Source organism: Amycolatopsis sp. FDAARGOS 1241 (genome assembly GCF_016889705.1).
GTDB lineage: Bacteria > Actinomycetota > Actinomycetes > Mycobacteriales > Pseudonocardiaceae > Amycolatopsis.
Genome location: NZ_CP069526.1, coordinates 1750351 through 1773964, shown reverse-complemented (window position 1 = coordinate 1773964; position 23614 = coordinate 1750351). Strand labels below are relative to the sequence as shown.

The 23614-nt window shown below is 67.4% G+C and carries 27 protein-coding genes and 7 pseudogenes; 18 read left to right on the top strand and 16 right to left on the bottom strand.

The window, feature by feature from the left end; genetic code table 11:
- The 3 genes from I6J71_RS08820 to I6J71_RS08810 are packed head-to-tail and all read right to left on the bottom strand — an operon-like array spanning position 1 to position 1623.
- Entirely contained in the window at positions 1 to 345 is a 345-nt protein-coding gene (locus I6J71_RS08820) for a hypothetical protein (protein ID WP_204094267.1), read from the bottom strand.
- A 44-nt stretch (positions 346 to 389) separates the two neighbouring features.
- On the bottom strand, positions 390 to 908 hold the full coding sequence (locus I6J71_RS08815) for a hypothetical protein (protein ID WP_204094266.1): 519 nt from the start codon (positions 906 to 908) through the stop codon (positions 390 to 392).
- A 46-nt stretch (positions 909 to 954) separates the two neighbouring features.
- Entirely contained in the window at positions 955 to 1623 is a 669-nt protein-coding gene (locus I6J71_RS08810; protein WP_204094265.1) for a hypothetical protein, read from the bottom strand.
- A gap of 517 nt (positions 1624 to 2140) precedes the next feature.
- Between I6J71_RS08810 and I6J71_RS08805 the strand changes: the two genes are divergently transcribed.
- The 6 genes from I6J71_RS08805 to I6J71_RS08780 all read left to right on the top strand — a co-directional run bounded on the left by I6J71_RS08805 (position 2141) and on the right by I6J71_RS08780 (position 5693).
- Complete coding sequence (locus tag I6J71_RS08805) at positions 2141 to 2662, top strand: RNA polymerase sigma factor (RefSeq protein ID WP_204094264.1); 522 nt, start codon at positions 2141 to 2143, stop codon at positions 2660 to 2662.
- Positions 2655 to 3524 carry a CU044_5270 family protein gene (locus I6J71_RS08800; RefSeq protein WP_204094263.1) on the top strand — a complete coding sequence of 290 codons (870 nt, stop codon included), beginning with the start codon at positions 2655 to 2657 and terminating at the stop codon, positions 3522 to 3524. The genes I6J71_RS08805 and I6J71_RS08800 overlap by 8 nt, the downstream gene beginning before the upstream one ends.
- 16 nt (positions 3525 to 3540) lie before the next feature.
- Complete coding sequence (locus tag I6J71_RS08795) at positions 3541 to 3933, top strand: hypothetical protein (protein WP_204094262.1); 393 nt, start codon at positions 3541 to 3543, stop codon at positions 3931 to 3933.
- A 167-nt stretch (positions 3934 to 4100) separates the two neighbouring features.
- Positions 4101 to 4673: a hypothetical protein gene (locus I6J71_RS08790; protein WP_204094261.1), complete on the top strand. Its 573-nt coding sequence runs from the start codon at positions 4101 to 4103 to the stop codon at positions 4671 to 4673.
- Between the two features lie 13 nt (positions 4674 to 4686).
- A complete protein-coding gene (locus I6J71_RS08785; protein ID WP_204094260.1) occupies positions 4687 to 5022 on the top strand; it encodes a hypothetical protein in 336 nt (111 codons plus the stop codon).
- A gap of 311 nt (positions 5023 to 5333) precedes the next feature.
- A complete protein-coding gene (locus I6J71_RS08780) occupies positions 5334 to 5693 on the top strand; it encodes an HPF/RaiA family ribosome-associated protein (RefSeq protein WP_204094259.1) in 360 nt (119 codons plus the stop codon).
- A 118-nt stretch (positions 5694 to 5811) separates the two neighbouring features.
- Here I6J71_RS08780 and I6J71_RS08775 read toward each other — a convergent pair whose 3' ends face one another.
- The 3 genes from I6J71_RS08775 to I6J71_RS08765 form a co-directional block, all read right to left on the bottom strand.
- The gene (locus tag I6J71_RS08775; RefSeq protein ID WP_239154560.1) at positions 5812 to 6195 is read right to left on the bottom strand and encodes an AMP-binding protein; all 384 of its coding nucleotides are present in this window, start codon (positions 6193 to 6195) and stop codon (positions 5812 to 5814) included.
- A 112-nt stretch (positions 6196 to 6307) separates the two neighbouring features.
- Complete coding sequence (locus tag I6J71_RS08770) at positions 6308 to 6673, bottom strand: phosphopantetheine-binding protein (protein WP_204094258.1); 366 nt, start codon at positions 6671 to 6673, stop codon at positions 6308 to 6310.
- On the bottom strand, positions 6670 to 7131 hold the full coding sequence (locus tag I6J71_RS08765) for an AMP-binding protein (RefSeq protein WP_239154558.1): 462 nt from the start codon (positions 7129 to 7131) through the stop codon (positions 6670 to 6672). Before I6J71_RS08765 ends, I6J71_RS08770 begins: the two co-directional genes overlap by 4 nt.
- 388 nt (positions 7132 to 7519) lie before the next feature.
- On the opposite strand from I6J71_RS08765, the pseudogene I6J71_RS50460 reads away from it, so the two are divergent.
- The 5 genes and pseudogenes from I6J71_RS50460 to I6J71_RS47855 form a co-directional block, all read left to right on the top strand.
- A pseudogene (locus I6J71_RS50460) lies at positions 7520 to 7588 on the top strand (hypothetical protein); the annotation flags it as partial.
- A gap of 98 nt (positions 7589 to 7686) precedes the next feature.
- Positions 7687 to 7917: a hypothetical protein gene (locus tag I6J71_RS47860; RefSeq protein ID WP_239154556.1), complete on the top strand. Its 231-nt coding sequence runs from the start codon at positions 7687 to 7689 to the stop codon at positions 7915 to 7917.
- A gap of 18 nt (positions 7918 to 7935) precedes the next feature.
- On the top strand, positions 7936 to 8043 hold the full coding sequence (locus I6J71_RS50455; protein WP_204096943.1) for a hypothetical protein: 108 nt from the start codon (positions 7936 to 7938) through the stop codon (positions 8041 to 8043).
- A 42-nt stretch (positions 8044 to 8085) separates the two neighbouring features.
- Positions 8086 to 9015, top strand: a complete 930-nt coding sequence (locus I6J71_RS08750) for an alpha/beta hydrolase (protein ID WP_204094256.1) — start codon at positions 8086 to 8088, stop codon at positions 9013 to 9015.
- A 103-nt stretch (positions 9016 to 9118) separates the two neighbouring features.
- Positions 9119 to 9280, top strand: a pseudogene (locus I6J71_RS47855) (tryptophan 7-halogenase); the annotation flags it as partial.
- 255 nt (positions 9281 to 9535) lie between these two features.
- Here the strand turns inward: I6J71_RS47855 and I6J71_RS08745 are convergent.
- Together I6J71_RS08745 and I6J71_RS08740 are read right to left on the bottom strand one after the other, a co-directional pair.
- Complete coding sequence (locus tag I6J71_RS08745; RefSeq protein ID WP_204094255.1) at positions 9536 to 10390, bottom strand: chromosome condensation regulator; 855 nt, start codon at positions 10388 to 10390, stop codon at positions 9536 to 9538.
- A gap of 39 nt (positions 10391 to 10429) precedes the next feature.
- Positions 10430 to 10936 (bottom strand): hypothetical protein, encoded by a 507-nt coding sequence (locus tag I6J71_RS08740; protein WP_204094254.1) that lies wholly within the window; start codon positions 10934 to 10936, stop codon positions 10430 to 10432.
- A 41-nt stretch (positions 10937 to 10977) separates the two neighbouring features.
- Between I6J71_RS08740 and I6J71_RS08735 the strand changes: the two genes are divergently transcribed.
- Positions 10978 to 11499: a hypothetical protein gene (locus I6J71_RS08735; RefSeq protein WP_204094253.1), complete on the top strand. Its 522-nt coding sequence runs from the start codon at positions 10978 to 10980 to the stop codon at positions 11497 to 11499.
- On the opposite strand, the gene I6J71_RS08730 is transcribed toward I6J71_RS08735, so the two are convergent.
- Positions 11486 to 12481: an alpha/beta fold hydrolase gene (locus tag I6J71_RS08730; protein ID WP_204094252.1), complete on the bottom strand. Its 996-nt coding sequence runs from the start codon at positions 12479 to 12481 to the stop codon at positions 11486 to 11488. The genes I6J71_RS08735 and I6J71_RS08730 overlap by 14 nt on opposite strands.
- Before the next feature lie 133 nt (positions 12482 to 12614).
- On the opposite strand from I6J71_RS08730, the gene I6J71_RS08725 reads away from it, so the two are divergent.
- Together I6J71_RS08725 and I6J71_RS47850 are read left to right on the top strand one after the other, a co-directional pair.
- Entirely contained in the window at positions 12615 to 13295 is a 681-nt protein-coding gene (locus I6J71_RS08725) for an alpha/beta fold hydrolase (RefSeq protein ID WP_204094251.1), read from the top strand.
- 524 nt (positions 13296 to 13819) lie between these two features.
- Positions 13820 to 13972, top strand: a pseudogene (locus I6J71_RS47850) (Tn3 family transposase); the annotation flags it as partial.
- A gap of 519 nt (positions 13973 to 14491) precedes the next feature.
- Here I6J71_RS47850 and I6J71_RS08715 read toward each other — a convergent pair.
- The 3 genes and pseudogenes from I6J71_RS08715 to I6J71_RS08705 all read right to left on the bottom strand — a co-directional run bounded on the left by I6J71_RS08715 (position 14492) and on the right by I6J71_RS08705 (position 17493).
- Positions 14492 to 14761 (bottom strand): hypothetical protein, encoded by a 270-nt coding sequence (locus tag I6J71_RS08715; RefSeq protein WP_204094250.1) that lies wholly within the window; start codon positions 14759 to 14761, stop codon positions 14492 to 14494.
- 116 nt (positions 14762 to 14877) lie between these two features.
- A pseudogene (locus I6J71_RS08710) lies at positions 14878 to 16199 on the bottom strand (IS701 family transposase).
- Between the two features lie 223 nt (positions 16200 to 16422).
- Entirely contained in the window at positions 16423 to 17493 is a 1071-nt protein-coding gene (locus I6J71_RS08705; protein ID WP_370542103.1) for an IS701 family transposase, read from the bottom strand.
- 57 nt (positions 17494 to 17550) lie between these two features.
- Here I6J71_RS08705 and I6J71_RS08700 point away from each other — a divergent pair, with 57 nt between their 5' ends.
- Entirely contained in the window at positions 17551 to 17901 is a 351-nt protein-coding gene (locus tag I6J71_RS08700) for a nitrilase-related carbon-nitrogen hydrolase (protein WP_239154554.1), read from the top strand.
- Here I6J71_RS08700 and I6J71_RS08695 read toward each other — a convergent pair.
- Positions 17856 to 18292: pseudogene (locus tag I6J71_RS08695) on the bottom strand (nitrilase-related carbon-nitrogen hydrolase). The gene I6J71_RS08700 and the pseudogene I6J71_RS08695 sit on opposite strands and share 46 nt — an antisense overlap.
- Positions 18293 to 18383: 91 nt before the next feature.
- Positions 18384 to 19215 (bottom strand): annotated as a pseudogene (locus tag I6J71_RS50450) (phenylacetaldoxime dehydratase family protein).
- 370 nt (positions 19216 to 19585) lie between these two features.
- Between I6J71_RS50450 and I6J71_RS08685 the strand changes: the two are divergent.
- The gene (locus I6J71_RS08685) at positions 19586 to 20341 is read left to right on the top strand and encodes a TrmB family transcriptional regulator (RefSeq protein ID WP_204094248.1); all 756 of its coding nucleotides are present in this window, start codon (positions 19586 to 19588) and stop codon (positions 20339 to 20341) included.
- Positions 20342 to 20523: 182 nt separating this feature from the next.
- Here I6J71_RS08685 and I6J71_RS08680 read toward each other — a convergent pair whose 3' ends face one another.
- Positions 20524 to 21252, bottom strand: coding sequence for a DNA-3-methyladenine glycosylase (locus tag I6J71_RS08680; RefSeq protein ID WP_204094247.1), 729 nt, complete (start codon positions 21250 to 21252; stop codon positions 20524 to 20526).
- Positions 21222 to 21950 carry a YoaK family protein gene (locus tag I6J71_RS08675; protein WP_204094246.1) on the bottom strand — a complete coding sequence of 243 codons (729 nt, stop codon included), beginning with the start codon at positions 21948 to 21950 and terminating at the stop codon, positions 21222 to 21224. Before I6J71_RS08675 ends, I6J71_RS08680 begins: the two co-directional genes overlap by 31 nt.
- Positions 21951 to 22244: 294 nt before the next feature.
- Here I6J71_RS08675 and I6J71_RS50445 point away from each other — a divergent pair.
- Both I6J71_RS50445 and I6J71_RS08665 read left to right on the top strand, forming a co-directional pair.
- Positions 22245 to 22400 (top strand): annotated as a pseudogene (locus tag I6J71_RS50445) (cytochrome ubiquinol oxidase subunit I); the annotation flags it as partial.
- Positions 22360 to 23613, top strand: coding sequence for a cytochrome ubiquinol oxidase subunit I (locus I6J71_RS08665; protein WP_370542102.1), 1254 nt, complete (start codon positions 22360 to 22362; stop codon positions 23611 to 23613). The pseudogene I6J71_RS50445 and the gene I6J71_RS08665, both read left to right, overlap by 41 nt.
- Position 23614: the final 1 nt, after the last annotated feature.

Here is a 23614-nt window from a genome sequence, read left to right as displayed (position 1 = left end):
TTACCTGCGCTGTCGAACCCGGTGCGTCGACGGGGTCGGCGGTTGCCGGTCTCGTCCGGGGGCAGCTCGCGCCTCGACGACCACGCCAGGCTCGACCGGCCAGAACGAGAAGTCCTCACTTCCGGGCAGGCCGGCGATGATCCCGGACGCTCGCTGCGGGCCGCCCTCGGCGAGCCGGAGCTTCCCGGCCAGCGACACGAGCGCCGGCCGGGACAGCGTCGTCGACAGCCCCACTGCGCGCACGCGCCCGCGTCGGTCGGCCTGCCCGAGCACCAGCGCCGCCGGACGTGACGGACTCCCGACCACGCCGAGCACCAGGGCATCGATGTCGTCGTAGTAGCGCACCTTTACCCAACCCGCGCGCCCACCGCGTGCGGGATATCGGCTGGTCAGGGTTTCGCCACGGCTCCCTCGACACCGACGACGGCCTGGTCTGCGCTGATCCACGCACGGCCGACCTCGACATCGAGCGTCGAGGGCATCAACTGAACACCACCGTTCCCGTCGCCGATCACCTCGGCGAGCCGCGCTCGCCGGCGGGACAGTGGCCACGGCCGGAGGTCACGACCCCGCGCGCCGAGCAGGTCGAACGCCATGTAGACGAGCGCGACGTCTTCCGTGCGCCGCCGAGCCGGGCCGTAGCTGAGCGCCGCGAAGTCCAACCGCCCTCCGCGGTACGCGCACAGCTCGCCGTCGAGCACCATCCGGCCCAGGTCGGCCGCCGCTTGGAGCACTGCGGGGAAGCGGTCAGTCAGGTAGCTGCCCGTGCGGGACTGGAGCACTCCGCCGGGCACGTGCACGAGAAGGCGCCACCCGTCGAGCTTCGGCGAATATTCGTACCGGCCGCTGGGCAGCACCGCGGCCGGCTCGGCGACCGCGAGCCGCAGGGGCAGGTCCGGCACAGGCACGTGTCCATCGTGGACCTCGCTGACCAGCGACGTAGCTGAGGAGGGCTCAAGGAGTGGCCGGATCATCCGGATCGGAGTCATCGCCGAGGCCCGGGATAAGAAACCCACCGAGTCTGTGAAGGGTTTGAAATCCGTTGGCCGCGAGTTCGTGTGCCCAGGCGCAGGCGGTCTGGAAATGGCCCTCGTTGCGGAATCGTGGGATGTCCGTCCACGACACGTATCGACTGTCCTCACCGGGCGTGTGGGCATTCCATATGCCGAGTTGGCCGAAGTGGCTGTAGTCCGACAGTTGCCGGTAAATGGGTTCGTGTCCGGGGGCATCCTCGCGGACGACATGGAACATCGCCGCGAAGCTCTTGTGCCCGGGACGGTCCTTGCCCGGACCCCACAGCATGAAGTTGACGTAGTCGGGCTTGCGCAGGCAGTACAGCGCGATCGTGCTCACTTCGAGCCATGCGCGGATCAGCGGGAAAGCGGCATGCTGGTCGTCTGCGGCGATCTCCCGCACCACGCCCTCATGGAGCCCACGCATACGGGAGACGAAGGACCCGAAGAGCAGCATGTTTGCCGTGAGCTGGCCATTCAGCCGTGTCATGTGGTGCTTTGCGATCTCGGTGTAAGTCCTCGGGCAGCCGGCCCCTGCGAGGATCAGGGCCTGCTCCCGGTCTTTGAACCTGCCGAGGTCGAGGGGAACTGCTTCAGGCTTGGGCGTCACGGAGGTCAGCGTGCCATCCCTCAAAGCAGCCCGTTTCGGTGACACGCCAGCTTAGACGCAGCCGAACGTCCGGGCTGTCGAGCAGACTTGGCCGATGACGAGCGATCATGATTTCACGGCCGTGCACCCCACGTTGGACGCGCTCGATCTCGCGAACGACATCGTGTGGTGGCTCCAGTAGCGGGACGGCGTGTCGGTCGATCACGACGGTCAGGGACAGGTCGCGCCATCAGGCCCGACGGGCTCGTATTCGACATCCACGTGATGGACAGCCAGCCCCTTCCGCCCATCGAGCAGTAGACGGCGCGAAGATTCTTCACGCGTATAGGCCGGCCCGTGCGACGCAGCCTCCGCGCCGGACGACGACTGGGCGTCCCGCGCGCAGCCACGGCGTACGAACGGCTTCGCGAGCCGCAGCGCCCCTGACTGGTGGGGTAGGGAAGAAGTTCCGGACCTTCGGCGAAGTGGTGGTGAAACTAACGCCTACGGGAAGGAACCCCATGACAGAGGCAGCACCGTGACGGCGGCCCCGGTGACCGGCGTCGAGCCGTTCACCGAGGTGCACGACCGCTACTTCGCAGACATCTACCGGTACGTCGCCGGGCGGCTCGGCGCCCAGGCCGCGGAGGACATCGCCGCCGAGACGTTCCTCGTCGCCTTCGACCGCCGGAAGGCGTTCGACGCCGGCCGCGGCGACCTGCGGGCGTGGCTGTTCGGCATCGCGACCAACCTCGTCTCGCGCCACCGCCGCAAGGAGGCCCGGCACTACCGCGCACTCTCCCGGCTCGACGTCCCTGTGGCCGCCGAAAGCCACGAAAACCGCGTCGTCTCGGCCATCGCGGCCGGGCAGCTCGGCAAGGCACTGTCCCGGCTGTCCGCCGGCGAGCGTGACGTCCTGCTGCTGGTGGCCCTCGGCGAACTCGGTTACGCCGAAGTCGCCGAGGCGCTCGGCATCTCCCCGGGCACGGTCGGCTCCCGGCTGACGCGCGCCCGCAAGAAACTCACCCCTGTTCTCGCCCAGGAGGCGTCCGATGAATGACCTGCAGACCCTGCGGGCAGTGCTGCTGCCCACCGAACCGGCCCAGGAAGTCGTCGACCGGAGCCGGCACCGGCTGCAGAACCGGATGCTCGGCGCGCCACGGAGGCGACGCCGCCCGCTCGTGCTCGGCACCGGCCTCGCCGCCGCGGCCGCGGCCGCCATCGTGGTGGCGACCCTGCCCGGCGCTCCCGCGGAGGCCCCGCGGCCGCAGGCGGTGGCCCCCGTCGTCACCGGCCAGGACGTCCTGCTCGCGGCGGCCACCGTGGCCGCGAAGGCGCCGTCGGAAACCGGCACCTACTGGCACGTCGTGACGACGTCCCGGGATCTGACGTACGAGTCCTGGACCACGGCCGACGGTCACCAGTGGTTCCGCGGCGCGAAGTCCGGTGGCCGGGTCGTGCCGCTGGGCCAGTCGAACCCCTTCCGGCTGGGCGTCGTCGACGTGACCCTCGACCAGCTTCGAGCCCTGCCCACCGACCCGACGGCGCTGCGCGACTGGATCGCGGAGGCGCTGAAGCACAGCGACGCCCGGACGAGTGCGGGTCCGCTGACCGCGAGCGACCGGGAGCAGGCATTGCTGGAGTCGCTGGTTTCCCTCGTGTCGGCGCTGCCCGCGCCGCCGGGTGTGCGGGCCGCGGCGTTCCGTGCGATCGCCGCCTATCCGGGCGTCCGCGACCTCGGTGCCGTGCCCGGCGGGCGCGGGCTCGTGCTGCCCGGGGAGGAACGCCTGGTCGTCGCCCCGGCGACCGGGCGTGTCAACGGCACGTCGACGTTCGTGACCGCCGACGGCGCCGTGTACCACTTGGACGACCCGCGGGGGGCCGCGATCAGTGCCGAGTGGACGGACTCGCTGCCCAGGTGAGGGATCCGTCGAACTGATGTTTGACGAAACCGCGATAGTCGAGGTGATCGGTCGTGGCTCTTGGGTGGGAACAGCCGTGGGAAAAGACGGCGAAAATCCCGACTGCGGGGGCACGGTGTGCGACTCGGCACGACGGTTTGACACAACAAACGACCAGGTGAGAGGGTTGCCGAGCAAACCACCAGGTCAGCACGCAGCACCCGAACATAAGCAGCGACTCGGCCGCCTCGACGCCACGGCCGACCCCACCCGGCTCGCGCACACGCTCCTCGCCGCGTACCAGGGTGGCATGCTCCTCGCCCAGATCGCCCGGGACATCGCACCGCTGCGAAACGCCCTGTACGCCGCAGTCGACTACGTGGAAACCTTCGCGATATACCCCGACGCCGACGAGCCACGAGCGCAGTAACCGAACATTCGAGGTGCGATCCTCGACACCGGCATCCGGGAACGGCAGAACGGGCGGCACGACGTCGCTGAGTCAGTCGAGCGGATGCAACGGCAGATCACCGAGCTGCGAGCCACCCTCGCCCCGGCGGCCACCGCCGAACCCGACGTCGCGAAAGGGGCTGGCACGTGACCGATGACGACACCAGCGCCAACCCGGGCGACGGGCCCCGCGACCAGGACCCCGACGACACGCTGGTCGACCGCCTGTTCGCGGCGGACCTGGCTGCCATCGCCGAGGGCACCCAGGACGAACTCGCGCCTCGCCGGGCCCTCGCGCAGCTCTACGAGCGGTATGCACAGCTCACCCCGGACGAGACGGCGCGGATGGACGCCGAGATGGCCGTATTCGCCGATGCCAAGCGGTCACTACACGCCGGTCGCGAGGCGTTCGCCCGAGGTGAGCTGCGCGACGCCGAGCGTCTGCTGCGGGTTGCGGCCGCGCACCAGATGGGCGACGCCGTGGTCTACCTCGCCGCGCTGCACCGTCGCCGCGGGCACGCAGACCTCGCCGACGCCTGGCGGACCATCGCCGGCCCACGACGGCTTCGACGACCACGACCTGAGCGAGATCGAGCGAATCACCCGCACCAAATCCGCGACTCTCCGTTCGCGGGCCCGGGAGGCTTCCTACACCTCGAGTCGACCTGGGAGATCACCGACAGCGGCCTGCGAATGACTACCGTGATCCCGAAGGGATAGTGAGAGCGCTCTCATGGAAGTTCCTCAACTCTCCGATCTCGACGGCCTCCCCATCGAAGTCGTCCCAGCTGACGAGCCCGGCGTCGTCAGCATGACCGCCAGGGCAAACGACGGCTCAGGCGTCACACTGACCTGGGACGAAATAGCAGGTGCTGTGCATGTGCGCTGGACAGAGGCGAACAAAGAACGGCTGCCCCTCGAGCGAGAGACGGTGTCGAAGGTCTCCGTCCGCGAGGAGCACGGCCAGATCGAATTCTGGGTCTGGTCCGACGCTGACGGCCTGGGCGGACAGCTCATCGTCCGCGTCGGAGAACACGTCCGCGTTTCGGATGCCCTGCTGCGCAAGTAGGCATCGCGATGCGCTCAGACAAGGTCGCCCCGGGCGAGGATGCCGTGGTGAGCAGCGACTGGCGACGTGTCGAACTGCCCGGCGGGCGCAACCCAGCACGCCTGTACGAGTGTCCACCCTCGACGACGCCGGCAACGTGGCCGACTTCTTCCCCACGACCGCGCAGTAGTCCCCACAACACCAAGCAACACCCTGACGGCACACACCGACGTGGGGGTCCGCGACTTGGCCGATGTCGCGGCCCGGGCACCGAAAGCACTGACCACGCGGCGGTAAAAGTCGCGGCAGGGTCGGGAGAAAGGAACCACGCAATGCAGATCCAGATCAGCACGGACAGCAACCTGAGCGGTGATGAGAAGCTGATCCAGTACTTCCAGGCCGAGCTCGAGTCGAAGCTGGCACGGTTCAGCGACCACCTCACCCGGCTCGACGTCCACCTGAGCGACGAAATGGGCGCCGGCACCGATGGTGAAGACCTGCGGTGCGTGATCGAAGCCCGGCCTGCCCGGCACCAGCCCGTCGCGGTCACAAACCACGCGGGTTCGGTGGCCGATGCGTTCAACGGCGCCGTGCGCAAGCTGGAGCGGGTCCTGGAGAGCCTGTTCGGCCGCGAGGGCCACCACAAGGGAGGCGAGTCCATCCGGCACAAGACGGAGGACGAACAGAGCTGAACGTCGCTGTGGACACCACGGAGGGGGATCGGCTCCGGCCGAGGTGCGGGCGTAGCTGCATGCCGGCCCGCTCCAGCGCCTCTGCCACCGAGAGCAGCGCCTCGCCATGCGTCTCCGGTCATCCCGCTGGCTGAGCCGCCCGCCATACCCGCGCCAAGGACATCTGAAATATGTCTACTGTGGACGTCCGGACGAGCAGTGCCGGGCGCGTTTCGGAGAGCATGAACGACAGGCGTTCCGCAGGATAAGCCGGGTCGAGCGGGAGGTAGGCGCCACCGGCCTTGAGCACAGCCAACATGGTCACGATCAGGTCGTTCGACTTCGGCACGGCGACTGCGACGATCGAATCCGGCCCGACGCCCTCGGCAATTAGCCTGCGCGCCAACCGGTTCACCGTGGTGTTGAGGTCGCCGTATTCGAGAGTGCTTCGCGCGTCGACGACCGCAGGCGTCGCGCCGCACCGCGCGACGATTGACTCGAACAGTTCGGGAACCGTGTTCAACGTAGTCAGCTCCTTTACGAAAGCCGTGGCCCATTCCCAATCTAGGGTTCGCCCACGACGGCGGCCGGGCTTCCTTCCCGTTCCTTTCACCGCTCGAGGACGATGGTGAGAACTACCCGCCGACGGGACGGCGGCGGGTAGTTCGAAGAGAGCCTGGGCGCGGTCGGAAGGCGGTGGTCAAGGTACGGATCGAGGTGTTCTCGAACATCCGCGCCAGGGCGAGCTCACGGCCGAACTCCGCGGACAGCCGCTGCCGGATGGCGACGATCTGCACCGAGTCCGCCCCGAGACGGAAGAGATTGTCCGTGACGCCGACCTGATCATGCCCGAGCGTTTCGGCGAAGATCGCGGCGATCCGGACCTTCGCATCGGACGCCGGCCCGACCACCGTGGTGCCGTTCCCGGGTTCACCGGCCAGTTCCTCCAGCCGACGGCGATCCACCTTGCCCTGGGCGTTTAGCGGCTGCTCGTCGATCACGCGGATCCTGCTCGGCACCATGTGCGCCGGCAGCGCGTGCACCGCGAGCTCGCGCACCTGGTCGGCCGGTCAGTCGGCCCGCCGTGGCGAAGTGCCGTTGCCGGTGGCCTCGTCCACACCGTCACACCGTGCGCGGCCACCAGCTCCAGCCGGTGCTCCGGATCCCGCTGGGAACCGGGGCGTGGCAGGACCAGCCGCCCGCCCACCCCCAGCACCCTGAACACGTCGAACACACTCAAGTCGAAACTCAGCGACGTCAGCCCGAGCACCGCGTCCTGTGCACCGATCCCCAGGTCGCAGACATCCGTACAAGTACCCAGCGCCGCCTGATGCGAGACGGTCGCGTCTTTGGGCGTACCAGTGGAACCGGAGCTGAAAACCACATACGCCATGTCCGACGGTTTCGCCGGATACTCAGCGAGTTGTCCGGCACGGTCACGGCAATCCTCGACGGTCACGACCTGAACCCCGGCGGGCCGAAGGAAAATCGAAAGATTGCTGATCAGCGCCTATGTGGCCGTGCCAAGCTACGCCAATGGGTGGTAGCGCACGCTGCCGGGGGTTTACTTATGGAACCTTGAGCGCTCGCAAGAGATGCGCATTACCCGCCGATCAAATTCCCTGTTTCACTGCGACCGCGAATCCCGGCCACGGCCAGCCAGGCGATGGTGTTCGCGATCGACGCATAACGCCTTCGGCGCTGTCGAGCAACACCTGGTGGGAGTTGATGTCGAATGAGGCTGGAGCGTACGGCCCCGCGCTCTTATACCTCGCTGACCGAGAAGGAGCGGCGGCACCGGGACGAGAGCACCGGCGGTGAGCCGGTGCTCGACTACGGCGCCTGGAATGGCAGTCAGCACGATCACACCCACGGAGTTCGCGGCCTTCCGGGACGAGCTGGGACCGGCATCGGGCCTGCAGTTCTACATGTACCGGCAGTTGGAATGCGCGCTGGGCAACAAGGCTCACCGGATGGCAGCTCCGTACCGGCCGGTGGGCTGCGTGTACAAAGCATGTCATGGCTGCGCTACGGGCACCGTAGCCTGTACGACGCGGCGCTCGCCGTGCCCCGGCGCCGCGTTCTGGGTGTCCCGGTGCATTGCGTCGAGCGCAACTTCGCCGAGCTGTACCAACCGCACGCTGCGGTCGAGGAGGCGTGGACGCAGGTCTACCGGTCGCAACGCGAGTACCGGAACTTACCCGCCCGCACCGAATCACTGTGCGGCCTGAACCACCAGTACTAGCCATGACACTACACACATCTGCTGACCGTCGAACGCATACTCGGCCACAAGCCCGGCACCGGCGGTACCTCCGGCGTCAGCTGGCTACGCAAGGTGGCCAGCACTGGTTCTTCCTCGAACTGCTAGCCGCTATCTGACGCCGGTTCCTTGGGCTGATCGGAGTGCACGTTGAGTTCCCTCGTCTACGGCGGATATCACCAAGCCGACCTCGATCGGCAGTATTCGCCGAGCTCCTGTGTCGCCGACATTTCGACTTTCCTCACCGCGTACGCCGTACAGAGCGCGCAGACCAGGACCGAGGTGCCGGTACGTACGGATATTCTGTACGGCTCCCTGCCGTGCGAGACTGTCGACTTCTTTTCGGCGCCTGGCCCGGATGCACCGCTACTGGTGTTCGTGCACGGAGGCTACTGGCGGGAGCTCAGCAAGAGTGACTCGTCCTTTCCAGCCCGCGGGCTCGTACCGGCGGGCGCCGCGTTCGCGGCGATCGACTACGGGCTGGCTCCCGAGTACCGGCTCGACGAGATCGTCGGTCAGGTACGACGCGGCATCTGGTGGCTCGTCGAGAACGCGCGGGACCTCGGGGTCGACAGCCGCCGGATCACTCTCGCCGGCAGCAGTGCCGGTGCTCATCTGGTCCTGATGGCGCTGCTCGATGGCTGGATGCCCGCGGGAACGCATCCCACGGACGTGTTCGCCGGAGCGATCCTGCTCAGCGGGGTGTATGACCTCGAGCCGGTCCGGCACACCTATGTGAACGAACCGCTGGGGCTCGATGCCGACGCGGCGGCCCGGCTGAGCCCCATTCGCCACCTTCCCGACAGGCTTCCGCCGCTGGTCATAGCGCGCGGCGGCGCCGAGACCGCTGAATTCGCGCGTCAGCACAGCGATCTCGTCAAGGCCGCCACTTCGCGGTCGGCCGCCGTCTCGGATCTGGTGATCACGCATCGGAACCACTTCGACATCACATTCGATCTCGACGATCCAGACAGCGAACTGGGCGCCGCGGTGCTCCGTCAGCTCGGGCTGTCGGGGCGGACATCCACGAAAACGGCGGGCAACTCCGTTCGTTTCGACTGGGACATTGGGGGATCATGAACGACAACCGGATCAAGAAGATACTCGTGCTCGGCGGCGGGACGGCCGGCTGGATGGCCGCGTCCTGCCTCGGCAGGGCGCTCGGCCGAGCGTCCGGGTCACCGTGCTGGATTCGCCTGCCATCCCGAAGATCGGGGTCGGCGAGGCGACGATTCCCAATCTCCAGCGGGTGCGCTTCGACTACTCAAGTCTGTCCGAGGAAGACTGGATGCCCGAGAGCAATGCCAGCCCCAAAATGGGCATCAGGTTCATAAACTGGCGCACTCCGGGCACCGGAATGGCACACTCACGGCCGTATGGCCAGTACGGGGGGCAATTCGACCATCTCTTCGGCCTGCTGCCGAACTACGACGAACTGCCGCTCTCACGACGCACGCACAGCTGGCGATCTTCGACAGGAAACTCTCCCCCCACTATCTGGTCGGCCGTCGGTGGGCAAGCTACGCATGGCACTTTGACGCCAACCTCGTTGCCGATTTCCTCCGGAAACTCACTACTGGGACTCGTAACGGCGCGTTGGTCAACTGCTGAGTTGGACTCCCGACCAGGAGTCGACGTCGCACTGGCGATGGGCGTTGTTCCCAGCCCCGACGACCGTCCCGTCGGCGCGCAGGCCAAGAGTGTGGATGGAGCCCGCGGCCACAGCGACGATATCCCGCCAACCGCCGACGTCGCACTGCCCCTGGCTGTTGTCACCGGCCGCGAGGACCCGTCCGTGTGCCGTGACTCCTACGGTGTGGTAGCTGCCCGCAGCGAGTGCCACCACGTCTTCCCACTGACCGAGGCCGCTGGCTCCGGTCGTCCGCTCCCCGGTCGCCAGAACACGCCCGTCGCTTCTGAGAGCGACCGTGTGCAGATATCCGGCCGCAACGGCGGTCAGATCGCGCCAACCGTAGACATCGCACTGTCCTCGGCTGTTGTTCCCCACGGCCAATGCCGAACCGTCCGCCCGGACTCCGACTGAATGCCAGTCACCACAAGCCAGAGCCACGATCTCCCGCCAGGAATGCACGTGGCACTGGCCTTCTGAGCCCCGGCCCGCTGCCAGCACGGTGCCATCCGCAAGGAGCCCGAGTGTACGGCGCCAGCCCGCGGCCACGGCCGTGACATCACGCCACTCGGCGACATCGCATTGGCCGTCGCCGTTCCACCCCGTTGCCAGCACGGTACCGTCCGATCGAAGTCCGACCGTGTGGGACTTCCCGGTGTTGCGCGCGGTATGGACATTGCCCGCCGCTACAGCGACGACGCCTTCCCACCGCGCCACACGGCACTCGCCGGCGGCATTGTTCCCGACGGCGAGAACAGTCCCGTCCCAACGGCGACCGACCGAATGACGCCGCCCGGCCGCCAGCGCCGATGCGCTCCCTCGCATTCCGTCTCCTCGCCAGCCACGGTAGATGCCCTGATCATCTTATCGACGGACCGCGCAAACCCGGACCCGCCGGCCGACACCGGCCTGTCCGGCCGCGGGTACATCACCACCAGCGTCCGACAGCTGCGCGCCCGCTTCGGCGCCCACCGGCACGGCCTCGCCGCGGACCACGCCCGCGAATTTTGGGTGCAGACTCCGGCCGGGTTCGCACTCCTGTGGGCCTGCGTCGCCGCATCCAAGCCCAGCGACGAGAAGGGCATCGACCGCCGGTGGCTGATCGTCGCCGGCACCGATGACGTCCTGCCCTGGCTGTACGCCGCTGTCCACGGCTCGACCGCCGGGTTCCCTACCGGCGCCCTCCCCCACTTTACCGAGGCCACGCTGCACGGCTTCGGCAACGCGTACCTGCACTACCTGTACCCGCGGATGAACGCCGAAACTCAGCGGCGCGATCAACTCGACCGGAACGCGCCGGGCTTCCGCACGCACCGGCCCCGGCCCCGGCAGATCAACGGGATGCTGATCCAGCTCGCGCAGGTTCTGCACCACTACGAATGGGCGCACGCCAGCGAGATCGAACGCGCGGAGTGGTCGCGGATACAACGCCCGACGCCCAGCGAGGGTTGCGGTACTGGGCGGCCCGCAACCGCTGGTTGTATGCCCCGCAGCCGAGCGAGTTCCCCGCGCACCGCGGCAATCCGGACCTGCCGGGGATGCTGCGCGCCCTTGCCGACACTGCGCGAGAGCACTTGCCCCTGCTGCGGGAGACGGTGCCGGAGCTGGATTTCGCCCTGCACGCCGAGCACGAGCGCACGCTGCGCGCCCCGGCCGACATCCCGATCCCCGGGATCGAACCGGCCGAGGCCCACCTCGCCTACGTCGCGGTCACCCGCGCCCGCCACCGCCTCGATCTGTGCGCGCTCTTCTGGATCAACCAGCACCCCATCGGCAACCCCACCGACCCGGGGCCGCTCGCCGCATGTCCAAGCCCGCAACGTCGGCGCCCGCTGCTCACGGCAGTGTCACTGCGCCCCCGCAGTAGACCACCTACTTACTGCGGCAGTGCCGCAGTAAGTAGGTGGTCTCCCCGCACCCTCACAGTTGTTTGAGGAAATCGAGTACGGCCGTGTTGAACGCCTCGGGCTCCTCCCAGAACGGTGAGTGGCCGCTTTCATCGAACAGGACGAGGGAGGTCTGCGGGATCAGCTCGGCCAGCGATTCCCAGACCGGGGTCGGGTAGATCTGGCTCTTTCGGCCGTGCGCGAGGAGCACCGGTACATCGATGGACGGCAGCAGCGGTCGCCAGTCCTGGCTGGAGAACGAAACCCACAGCGCGAGCGCGGTGAGGTCCGGCACCGTGGTCGACTCGTCGGCCCACCAGGCGAGCACGTCGGGCTCCGGGGTACTTCCGGCCGCGAACATGGCGGGCACCAGCGTGCTCATCAGACCGGTCCGGTCGGCGATCATCTGCCGCTGCACGTCCAGTGAGCTTCGCGCGTCCAGCGTGCCGAACACGCCGTGCGGCCAGCCCTCGTCCGCGAACAGGTAGGGGGTCATGTCGATGTCGATGACCCCGGCGAGGCGTTCGGTGCCGAACTGGGCCAGGTAGTTGTAGACGGTGGCCATGCCCATCGACCAGCCGGCCAGCACCGCGTCTCGCACGTCGAGCGTGGCCAGCACGGTGTCGACGTCCCGGCCCACCTGCTCCATCGTCAGGTGCACCAGCTCCTTGCCTGACCGCCCGTGCCCGCGCGAGTCGATGGTGATCACTCGATGGTGTGCGGCAAGCGCTTCGACGTTCTTGTGGAAGAAGCGACCGTTCATCGTCCATCCGTGGATCAGGACGATCGGGCGGCCGCTGCCCGTGGATTCGTAATGCAGAAGGACACCGTCAGATGCCGGGACGAAGGGCATGTCCGCTCCTTTGCGGGACGGTTCCAGGTGCGCACCGTGATCGCGCATGCCAGGAACGATTCGGGCCAGAGGTGCAGGTCCGGTTCTGTCAGGAGACAGCAAAGCACGACCACGGACCATGGTCAACAAACAGTTGTTGCACACGGACAGTGATGGATTGGGCAGTCGCGAGACCACGGTCTTGACGGTGGGTACGGTGCTGTCGTCAAATGTGTTCGGAAAACGAGAATGTGTTCGATATTCGAACGATGCAGGTATTGCATCGGATCCGACCGCGGTCGGGTCCCATGTCTGTTCAAAGGAGAATCAGATGGACTACGTGCTCGTACACGGTGCCTGGTACGCCGGGTGGAGCTGGCAGCAGGTCGCCGACACACTGCGAGCACAAGGCCACGGCGTGCACGTTGTGGAGCAGTTGCCCAGCGGCGGCGCCGACCCGACGAAACTCGGTGACCTGCCCGCCGACGTCGCCCACGTGCGAGAGGTCATCGACGGTCTCGTCCGCGACGTCGTGCTGGTCGGCCACTCCTACGGCGGCATGGTCATCGCCGAGCTGGCCGGCCATCCACACGTGCGCCACAGCGTGTTCGTCGCCGCGTTCCGCCCGAAGCGCGGGCAGACCGTCCTCGAGATCCGGTCGCCGCACCCCATCGAATTCCTCGTCCCACACGACGACGGGACGATCCGTGTCGTCGACGACTCGGCGCTGGCCCGGGACGTTCTCGCCGTCGATATCGACGAGAGCGCCTTCGTAGACGTACACCACCGCCGGGGCGCGCAAGCGCTGGTCAGCTTCACCCAATCCGGTACCGAACCCGAACGCACGCACCCTGTCACATACGTGATCTGCGAGCGCGACAAGACGATCTTCCCCGTCGATCAAGAGAAGATGGCCGACGGCGCCGACCACATCGTGCGCCTCGACGCCCCGCACTTGGCCCCGCTGACCCACCCGCGCGAGCTCGCCGACCTTTTGGCGGGTGTCCGGTAAAAGCTGAAGCGGCTTGAGGCCTACTTGGTGGTTCACCTTGACCGGGTCACCGGCTTGGCCTCGGCGCTGGCGATGAAGAGGAGAGGATCCGGGCTGCCATTGCCGCCCTGGAGCGCGTGAGGCGCCGACGAACCCCTGACCTGGGGAGACGGCTGAAGATATCGGCCGCTTGACTCGCGAGTAGGAAGGCGTCTGCTTGCGACTCCTAGAACCCCCGGTGCCCGGCTGCTTTGACGCGGGTGCGGAGTTCGTGCATCAGCTGGGCTCTCTCGCCGGCGGCCGGTGGCAAAGCGGAGTTTGTGGATCATCTAGCCGAGGGCGGGGGTGGTGGCTGTGTGGGGAACCGCTGGCCGTCTGATGAGGACAGCGTGCCGGTGCCGAAGACCAGGGTCAGCGGCAGCCGCTAGTGGTAGCCAGGCGGCAAGCGGGCCCGCGCCCCGAGCTGAAGCGGAACCCGATCGCGGTGCTGCTCGCCCAGTCCACCAACCTCGGCCTCACGCGAATGGCCGACGCCTGGAGGGCCTATCGACGTACACGCACGTGACCGGCACACTACCTACGGCACGAAGATCATCGTCGCCACGAAACGCGAGGCGCACTACGTCCTGGACGAGATCCTCGGCAACGCGACCGACATTCCGATCACCGAGCACGCGACCGACACGCACGGGGTGACGCTCGTGGACTACGGGCTATTCGACCTGCTCGGGTTGCAGCTGTCACCGCGGATCTCCGGACCTGGGCAAGATCACCCCGTATCGGACCGGGCCGAAGTCGGCGGCCGAGTCGGTGTTCCCGCTGACCGGGCCCTACTGAACGGATTGGACTCCGCACGAGCACGCGGCCGGGTCGGCGGCCGCCCCCGCGTCGTCGACGCCGACAAACGCCGTGTCATTCTCCGCCCGTCACACCAACGGCGAGTCCATCCGCACCATCGACCGCACCACCCAGCTGTCCGCCGGTACCGTCCACAACGTCCTCGCCGACCACAGCGCCACCAACAACTGAATCATTGCTGGTCAGCCATATCCGCCCGATTTTCCGCAGGTACTACGGGGACCCCAAGACGCCTGACCACAGCGCAGCCCGTGGATCTTCGCCGTCGGCGGCCTGGTCTTGCTGTGCCTGCTCGTGCTCGGCCGCCGTATCCGCAGGCGCGCCGGCACGCCCCGACTTCCGAGCGTCGGACGGCTTACTCACGTGCCGGGGGGCTTCGCGTGCTCGCGAAGGAACTCCACGGATGATTCCTCGTCGGCGATGGCAGCCTGCAACGCGCGCAGCAGCGCCTGCGCCGGAACCGTCATCGCGGGTCCCGTCTGCCGGCGCTGCGGGTCCTTATCCCCGCTCAGCTCCACCCGCTCCAGATACGCCACGCCACCCACGACCGAAACACCCAGCTCAAACGACGGCGGCTCTCGATAACCGCCGTCAGGCTCCGGCAACGCGATGTAAATGTCCCTGATCACCACCTGAACTGTGCCCGCACCCCCGACGATCACAGGCCCGCCGCGCGGGACATCCAACGGTTCCGGCACCGTGAGCGACCAGTCAGTCTGTCAGCGCGTGACTGTGAGAGACGCGACTAGTACTCCAGCCGCACTTCGTGATATTTGTGCTGTCTTCGCTGGTGGTGGCTGGTCTTCGCGCGGTGTTGGTGACGTCGTCGCCAGTGTGACCAGGTCAGGATCGGACGCCAGTGTGGTGCGGTGTGGATCAGATGTGCCAGCAGACGGCGGACTTCGCCGAGGGTGAGCGGGATGAGGCCGCGGCCAGGACTTTTGGGGACACCGCTGCCGTGACCGCGAGGTAGGTGTGCGCAAGCATGGCCAGGGTGATGTGGCGATACCAGGCGTCGTAACGCCGGACTTGGTAGTGGTCAAGGCCGACTTCGTTCTTGGCGGTCTGGAAGCATTCCTCGATGGCCCAGCGGGCCCCCGCGACCCGGATCAGCTCCTCGTCCGGCGTGGTCGCGGGGGCGCAGCACAGGTAGTAGGCGAGTTCGGGTTCCACTCCGGTGCGGGTGATCTGGCGACGGACGAGCAGGCGTCGAGTCCACCCGTCGGGGGTGTGCTCGCCGATCGTGGGGATCGTGGCGGTGGCCCAGTCGTAGAGTCGTGGTCCTTTGGCACCGTCACCCGCCGAGCGGCGTTTCCAGATCTCGGGTGGTGCCTGGGCGACGAGGTGATCCGCTCGTGCGGTGGCGAAGCCGCCGGCGGGCAAGGGCTGACTGCGGGGGACGGCGACCACGTAGCCGATGTTTCGCTGTTCCAGCCAGGATCGGAACTTGTTGTCCTGGCCGTACGCCTCGTCAGCGGTCACCCATCGTGCGGGGACACCGGCCGCGAACGCGCGGGCGAGCATCGCTTTGGCCAGCGTGGTCTTCGTCGCGAACTCGACCTCGTCCGGCACCGCCGCGTCGCGACAACGCTCGCGGTCGGCGATCCAGGATTTCGGCAGATATAGCTCGCGATCGACGAGAGTGCGTCCTTTCGTTGTGGTGTAGGCGAGGAACACGCCGAGTTGGCAGTTCTCGATCCGGCCCGCGGTCCCGGAGTACTGCCGCTGCACCCCGGCGGATTTGGTGCCCTTCTTGAGGAATCCGGTCTCGTCCACGACCAGGACACCGTCCGGGTCGCCGAGGTGTTCCACGGCATAGGCCCGCACGTCGTCGCGGACACCGTCGGCATCCCAGGCGGCGGCGTTGAGCAGCCGCTGCATGCCATCCGGGGTTGTGTCTCCCGCGATCTCGGCCAGGGTCCAGCCGTTCTTGTCCGCCAACGGCGCTAACAAGCCTCGCACGTAAGCGCGGGCACGTCGGCGAGGCTCGGGCCGGAAGAACCGGCCTGCCACCCGCCCGAACAACCCCTCCAGGCCCGCCGCCCACGCCGAGACGTCTTCATCCACCCACACAAGACCGAGAACCTATCAGAGCAAGATCACGAAGTGCGGCTGGAGTACTAGTACTGCAACGACGGTTTGTGATGTTGTCTGCGGTAGTGGCTGGTGTGGGCTCGGGCTTGGCTGGTTCGTCGCCATCGTGACCAGTGCAGGGCGTGTTCGATGGCGTGATGAATGGGTGCGGTGATTCGGTTGAAGAGTTTGCGCACTTCGTGAGCGGTGAGGGGGATCAACCCGGTGCGATCGTTGGTTGCAGCGCCCCTTTTTTCGCCGCGTCTCGGGTGATGACGAGGAATGCCGCCGCTGCCATGGAGAGGGTGATATGCCGATACCATGCTTCGTATCGTCGGACCTGGTAGTGGTCGAGCCCTGTTTCATTCTTCGCGGTTTGAAAACTTTCTTCGATCGCCCAGCGGCTTCCGGCGACGCGCACCAGTTCGTGGAGGTCGGTTGCGGCGGGGCCGAAGCAAATGTAGTAGGCGATCTCGGTGGGGTCGCTGACTGAGCGGCGGGCCAGCAGCCAGTGGCCGACTTCTGGCCGGCGCAGGGGGCGGATGTCGACGACGGCCCAATCGTAGATCCGCTGCCCGTGAGCGCCGTCGCCGCAGGACAGACGCTGCCAGGCGGCCGGGTCGACACCCGCGATGACGGCGTGGACGCGCCGCTGCCGCAGATCCATGGAAATCACCATCTGGGACTTGGGCACTGCGAGCACATGCGCGATGTCACGTTCTTCCAGCCAGAGCCGCAGCCGTCCAACCTGCCCGTACGCTTCGTCGGCGGTGAACCACGCAAACGGGATGCTCGCGGCAAGTGCGCGTTCCAACATTAGTTGTGCCAACTCGGGTTTGGTCGCGAATCCGACGCTGTCGGGAATGCCGGCCGCAGCGCAGCGGCCCCGATCGGCGATCCACTCTTTCGGCAGATACAACTCCCGATCGACCAAAGCTCGTCCCCGATCCGAGGCATACGCCAAGAACACGCCGATCTGCGAATTCTCGATCCGCCCGGCCGTGCCCGAATACTGGCGCGCCACGCCGGCGGATTTCGTGCCCTTCTTCAGGAAGCCAGTCTCATCGGCGATGAGCACACCCCGCTCGGCGTCGCCGAGCACCTCGACCACCGCAGCGCGCACATCGTCGCGCACCCCGCCGGTGTCCCACGCGTAGGCGTTCAGTAGGCGCTGCATCCCCTCCGGGCCGGCCTCGCCGGCCGCCTCGGCCAGCGTCCACCCGCTCTTCCGCTCCGTCTCACCGAGCAGTCCACGCAGGTAAGCCACCACCTGCCGCCGCGGCTCCACCCGCTCAAACCGTGCCGCGAACCGTCCCGCGTCAGGAGCGCCGTGACGTTACTCTGCGTGCCAGAACGCGAAAGCCTGCGGTGCTGGGAGAACCTGATGCCCGCCGCGCGGATGGCGATGTACCAGCAGGATGTGCAGCTCTACTGCGCGCCGACGGCCAACGGAACCCCCGCGCATCACGCGACCATGTGGCACATCGCGCAGGAAGGCCGCTGCTTCGTGCTGGCCGCCAACCAGGTCATACGCGTCAAGGACTTCCCGAACGACCACCCGCACGTCTTCGGCGACGACCTGCAAACCGTGGTCTCCAACGGCGGAAGCGCCATCATCGGCCCGCTCGGCGACGTCTTGGCCGGCCCGTTCTACGACAAGGAGGCCGCACCGACCTTGCCGATCGCCGTGTCGTAGACCTCCATCGTGGATCCGTCTCCGAATCCCCACACGAGGCGCTCCGCGGCAGTCGGCATCAGCTTGCGGCGCTTGCCGAGCAGAGCGCCATTCTCATCGAGGTACACGGCGGTGCAGTACAGCGTGTTGCCCCCGCGTTCGATGACGCCGACCACCAGGTGATGCCGTGCCGCCGCGCGATGTTGCCGAGCTGCTCGGTGACCGGCCCCGGTACTTCTACGGACGCCTCGAAGTACCGGCGATACTCCTCACGCCCTTCCGGCGTTCGGTTGCCCACCACCGCACCGAAGGCGGTGCCCTTCGGGTACCCGCCGACGAACGCCTCGGGGAACACCGCGAGACGCGCGCCGTCGGCCGTGGCACGTTCGGCCCACTGGTCGACCAGCGTCACCGCTCCCGCGGAATCGAACGCTGTGGTCCCGGCCTGCACGACCGCCACTTCACCTTGCTCATCCAGTTCCTTTCCTGGCTCGCGAACGGGGTCACCCCCGCACCCAGAACGGTTCGACGGACGTCAGGCCCGTGCCCCGGGCACAGTTGACGTACTCGAAGAGGTTGCCACCCGGCACAATGAAGAACTCGTGCCACGTCACGACGTCACGCCGGGGCCCGTACTCCAGGCCCTTCCGGATCGCGTGCTCGAAGATCGCCGCGTGGGTGGGATGTCCCTCCGCCCACTGCTCCAGCCCGGAGTACTCCTGGAAGCCGCACAGCACCGAAGTCTCTCGCCGCGGTCGGAAGCCGTCGTCGACGTTCGTCAGCTGCCTCAGGTAAACGCACCCGAGATCGTCGTGGTCGGCCAGGTACGCCATGCCGGTGTCCAGCTTGGGCGAAGGGACTTTTCGTAGTCCTGTGCCTGGTCCGGCTCCGACTCGTGCCAGAACTGGCCGGAGCGCACGATCGCGAAGTTGTGCGGCACCACCGTGGCCACCCGGCGGCCCTGCGGATCACCTTGGTCTTCGCAGCGCACCTTCGGCCCCTCCGGGGACGTGAGATCGTCGATCGCGGAAAGCGGGATGCGGTCCCCCGCGCGGCTCCGAAGTAGCCGTTATGGGTGATTTCCACGAGCTGCGCGCCGGGCGTGCGGGCGAACCCGGCGCGGTAGTTTGGTCGCGAGTAGACGGTCTCGTGCCGGTCGTACGGGGACACGACGGTTTCCCGCCAGTACCCCACACCGTCCTGGAGCCGCGCCGGCGATTCCCACCAATCCCGCCAGGCCGACCCGAACGTCCAGCGCGCGTGAACGGCGGTCGACGTCCAATACGCGACCACCACCGTCAACGCGCGGCCGGTTTCGTCGGACTCGGTATCCATGACCTCGACCCGCACCGGGCCCCTCGGGCACCGACAAGAATTCCCGCACCAGCCGGGTGAAGCGGCGCGCCCGGACACCTCGCAGGACGGCGCCTTGCAGGCCGAAGTACTCCGCGACCAGCTCTGGCACGGGGTGCCCCCACCGTACCGAGTAGCGCGGGACGCGAGGCTGGAAGCCCTCCGGCCTGCGCATCGGCAGACCGCGCTCGTACTGGACGTGGAACTCCGGCATGACTTCCTCACCTACGGCGTCTGCGACGGCGATATGTCGAGGCGATTCGACACAAGAAGCTGGACGATGGCGCATCTCGAGTCAAGTTAAACAGCGATATCAACAGGGTCAAGGGGTCAAGACAACTGTGGAGGCGATGTGTGGCAGCAACTGGTGGCGGCGGGGCTCGACCCCAAGGAGGCGCAGTTCTACCTCGCGGTGCTCGAACTGACCCGCCCGACCGTCGCCGAAGCCGCCGAACGCGCGGGATTCAGCCGCACCAACGGCTACGACATCGCGAAGCGCCTCCTCCACCGCGGACTGGTGACTATGACCGAAGTCGGCCCGACCGGCCGGCCCGCCGGCCGCGGCCGCAGCGTACTCACCGCGGCCGACCCCGGCGTACTGCTCAATGAGCTCGCCACCCGGAAGCAGCTGCTCGACGGGCTCGTGCCCGAGCTACGGGCCATGCGCGACACTCAGGGCAGCCGCCCCCGGGTTCGGTACCTGGAGGGCGAATCCGGTATGCGGACAGCCCTGTTCGAGACGCTGGAATGGGATTGCCCGTTGCGCGGCATCCTCTCGATGCACGACCTGATGGCCGTGCCGGGCGCCGCTGTGATGGACGACTACATCACCAGCCGCCGCCGGCGCGGGACACCGCTGCGGGTCGTGCGCTCACCAGAACGCGAAACCGACCAGGGCTGGCCCACCAGTGGCACAGACATCCGCGACGTCCGCTTCGCCCCGCCCCAACACATCTTCACCCTGACCACCTACATCGGCGACAATGCAGTGGCGATCATGTCCTCGCGCACCGAGAACTTCGCAATGATGATCGAGAGCCGCGAGTACGCCCGCACCCAGGCGAACCTTTTCGAGGTGCTGTGGTCGGTCAGCACGCCCGCTTCCTGACATGAGCAGCTTCCCCCGGCCGTCGCCGCGGCAAGGCCTCGGCCGTCAACGGGGTCGGGGCGATCCTCAGTGGCTCGGCCGTCTCGCGCTACTGTCCGCGAGCCTGGAAAGAGCGCCGCACCGATGCTGACCACGCCCCGGCGAGACCGGTTCCGGCCGCGGAGGCGTCCTGACCGTTTGCGTCACAGCCGCGGGGTCTTTTCGGTGAACTGCCAGAGGTAGACGGACGCGAGGGTCCGGTACGGGCGCCATGGCTCAGCCATCCGCACGAACTCGGCGGGCGTCAGTTTCTCCGGCAGCCGGTACACCTTTTCGACCGTGCGGCGGAGTTCGAGGTCGCCGACCGGGAGCACGTCGGGCCGGTACAGGTGGAACATCAGGAACATGTCCGCCGTCCACACCCCGATGCCCTTGACCCTGGTCAGCTGCGCGATCACGGCTTCATCGGGCAGCTCGTGCAACGAGCCGAGGTCGAGCTCGCCGGAGAGGATGCATTCGGCCAGTGATCGCAGAGACGTCGTCTTCGCTCCCGACAGTCCGACCGCGACCCGCAGTTCGTCGGGGTCCTGCGCGAGGATCTCTTCCGGCCCCGGGGGCTGGCCGTCGAATCGCCCGTCAGTTTCCGGTAGATGGCGCGCGACGCGAAGCTCGAGATGTTCTGGCTGACGATCGCGCGCACCAAAACCGCGTAGTGATCCGCCGGGATGTCGGAGTTGTCCCGCGAAGACGGCGCGGGCGGCAACGCCGGACGGACTCCGCCGGACTCGCGCAGCACCTCGTCGATGACGCCCGACAGCACCGGGTCGGCCTGGCGCAAGTGCTTTTCGGCCAGGGTCTGGCGACGCTGCGACATGCGCGGATGATACGAGTTCGGCGGCCGCTACGCACTGGAAGCGCCGGCCGGCGCCCACGCGGCAGGCTCAGTGCCGCGAGACAGCAGGTGTGCGGTCACCGCGATCGCTATCTGCAACAGGGTGCCCAGTCCCAACGCGGCCGCGACGCCGACGTGCAGCACCAGCAGGGCGCCCGCCAGCGCTCCGGCGAACATCGCCCCCACCGACGCCACCCGTCGCAGCGGCTTGCTGGGCTTGCGCGCACCCCATGGGCTGTCCGCAGCGAGGCCGGTCAGTGTCAACGTGACCACCGTGGTCGTCATGTCCGGTACGGCAAGTGCCCGGGCTGTGGCGTTCTGCAGCCCCATCGCGGCCGCGAGCACGAACAGCAGCACATACCGGGCGGCAGCGGGCTGATCGCCCCACACCAGCGAAATCACTAACGCCGCCACGAGACCGGCCAGGCCGATCAGCGCGGCGATCGTTAGGTGCCGGCCCCGGTGGCCGCCGAGCCGCCGGCCGAGCCGGCCGCCCGCGAGAGCACCGGCCAGGAACGCCACGAGCGCGACGACCGACGCGGAGGCCGACACGTCCGCCGCGCCTGCGAGGCCGAACCCGAGGAAGACCACGTTCCCGGTCATGTTCGCCACGAACGTGTGGCCGAGCCGCAGGTAGCTGACCGCGTCCACGACGCCCGTGACCACCGTCAGCGCCAGCAGCAACGCCGGAAAGGCGGCACGACCGTGCCAGGTAAGGCCATGGGCACCCGTGGTCATAACGTCCTCCCTCGTCGCCGGCCCCCGAGACCGCCGCCGAATTCTTCCATAGCGGACGAGCCCGGGCCTACGGCTGAAGACAGTTGTTTCAGCGAACGACAACGACGGCGTCTCTCGGTTATGCTCTCGCCCGGCAAATTGCCGGGAGCTTGGGAGACAGAGGTTCCGTGAGCGTGAACAGCAGCGAAACGGGCAACTCGCGTCCGATCACGATCGTGGCCACGTTGTCAACCCCCGATCTCCGTTCGCAACGCAGCACTTCCGCTCCGCCCGGTTCGTGGGAGGTCCCGGTTCATGCCCTCACCGACGATGCTGGAACTCTCCCGCTGGCAGTTTGCCATCACGATCGTGTTCCACATGACGTTCCCGGCTGTCACGGTCGGATTGTCCATTTTTCTGGCGTTCGTATATGGCCGCTATCTGCGCAGCCGTGATCCGGTCTACCTCCAGATGTACCGGTTCTGGAAACGGATCTTCGCGGTGGGCTTCGCGCTCGGCGTCGTCGCAGGGGCCCGTGATCACCTTCGAGTTCGGCCTGAACTGGGGGCCGTTCGGCAGCGCAACGGGCCCCGTGGTGGCGCCCATCATCGGCATGGAAGTAGTCACGGCCTTCTTCGTGGAGGCTGGCTTCATCGGCGTCATGCTGTACGGCGACGGCCGCGTGAAGGAACGCACCGTGTTCCTCTCGTGCTGCATCGTTGCCCTGGGCACCGTGCTATCGACGACGTGGATCATCGCGGCGAACTCGTGGATGCAGACTCCTTCTGGGTTCAGGATCGTCGACGGCCGGTTCGAGCCGACCGACTGGTGGCAGGTGATCTTCAGCCCGTCCTTCGGCTGGCGGTTCCCGCACATGCTGCTCGCCGTCCTGATCGCCGCTTCCCTGATGATCGGCGGCATCGGCGCCTACTACCTGCTCAAGGACCGTGAGCGCGCCTTCGGCAAGCGCACGGTGTCGCTCGTGCTGGGCGTGCTCGCCATGCTCCTGCCCCTGCAGGTCTACATCGGCGACCACGTCGCCGGTGACTACGTCGCGCAGGACCAGCCGGCCAAACTCCAAGCACTGGAGGGGAACTGGGACTCAACGAACAGCGGCTACAACATCTTCGTCATTCCGGACCCGGCCAACGAACGCAATAAGGTTCAGCTGAGCGTCCCGATGGTCGGCAGCTGGACCGGGGCGCACGACCTGTCCGGAGCCACGCCTACGCCCGGCCTGCTGCAAACCCCGGCGGCCGACCGGCCGAACATGTGGACCGTCTTCTGGGGCTTCCGGGTGATGTTCTATGCGTCGATCGTGATGTTCGCCGCGGTGTTCACCGGCATCGTGCTGCGGCTGCGGCGCCGGCTGTTCAGCACGCCGTGGTTCCACCGGCTGCTCGTCTGGCTCACGCCGATCGGTGTGCTGGCCATCATCGGCGGCTGGGTGACCGCCGAAACCGGTCGCCAGCCCTGGATCGTCTACGGCTACCTGCGCACCAGCCAGGCAGTGTCCCACCTCGCCACCGGACAGCTGATCTTCTCCGTGATCGGCTTCATGGCGATCTACCTGACACTGCTGACCGTGTGGGTGACCTACGTCGTCCGCAACGTGCGCCGCGGCCCGGAGCCGCTCGAAGACCTCACTGCAGGCGCGGCCGGCGTCGTCGCGGAAGGGGCGTGAG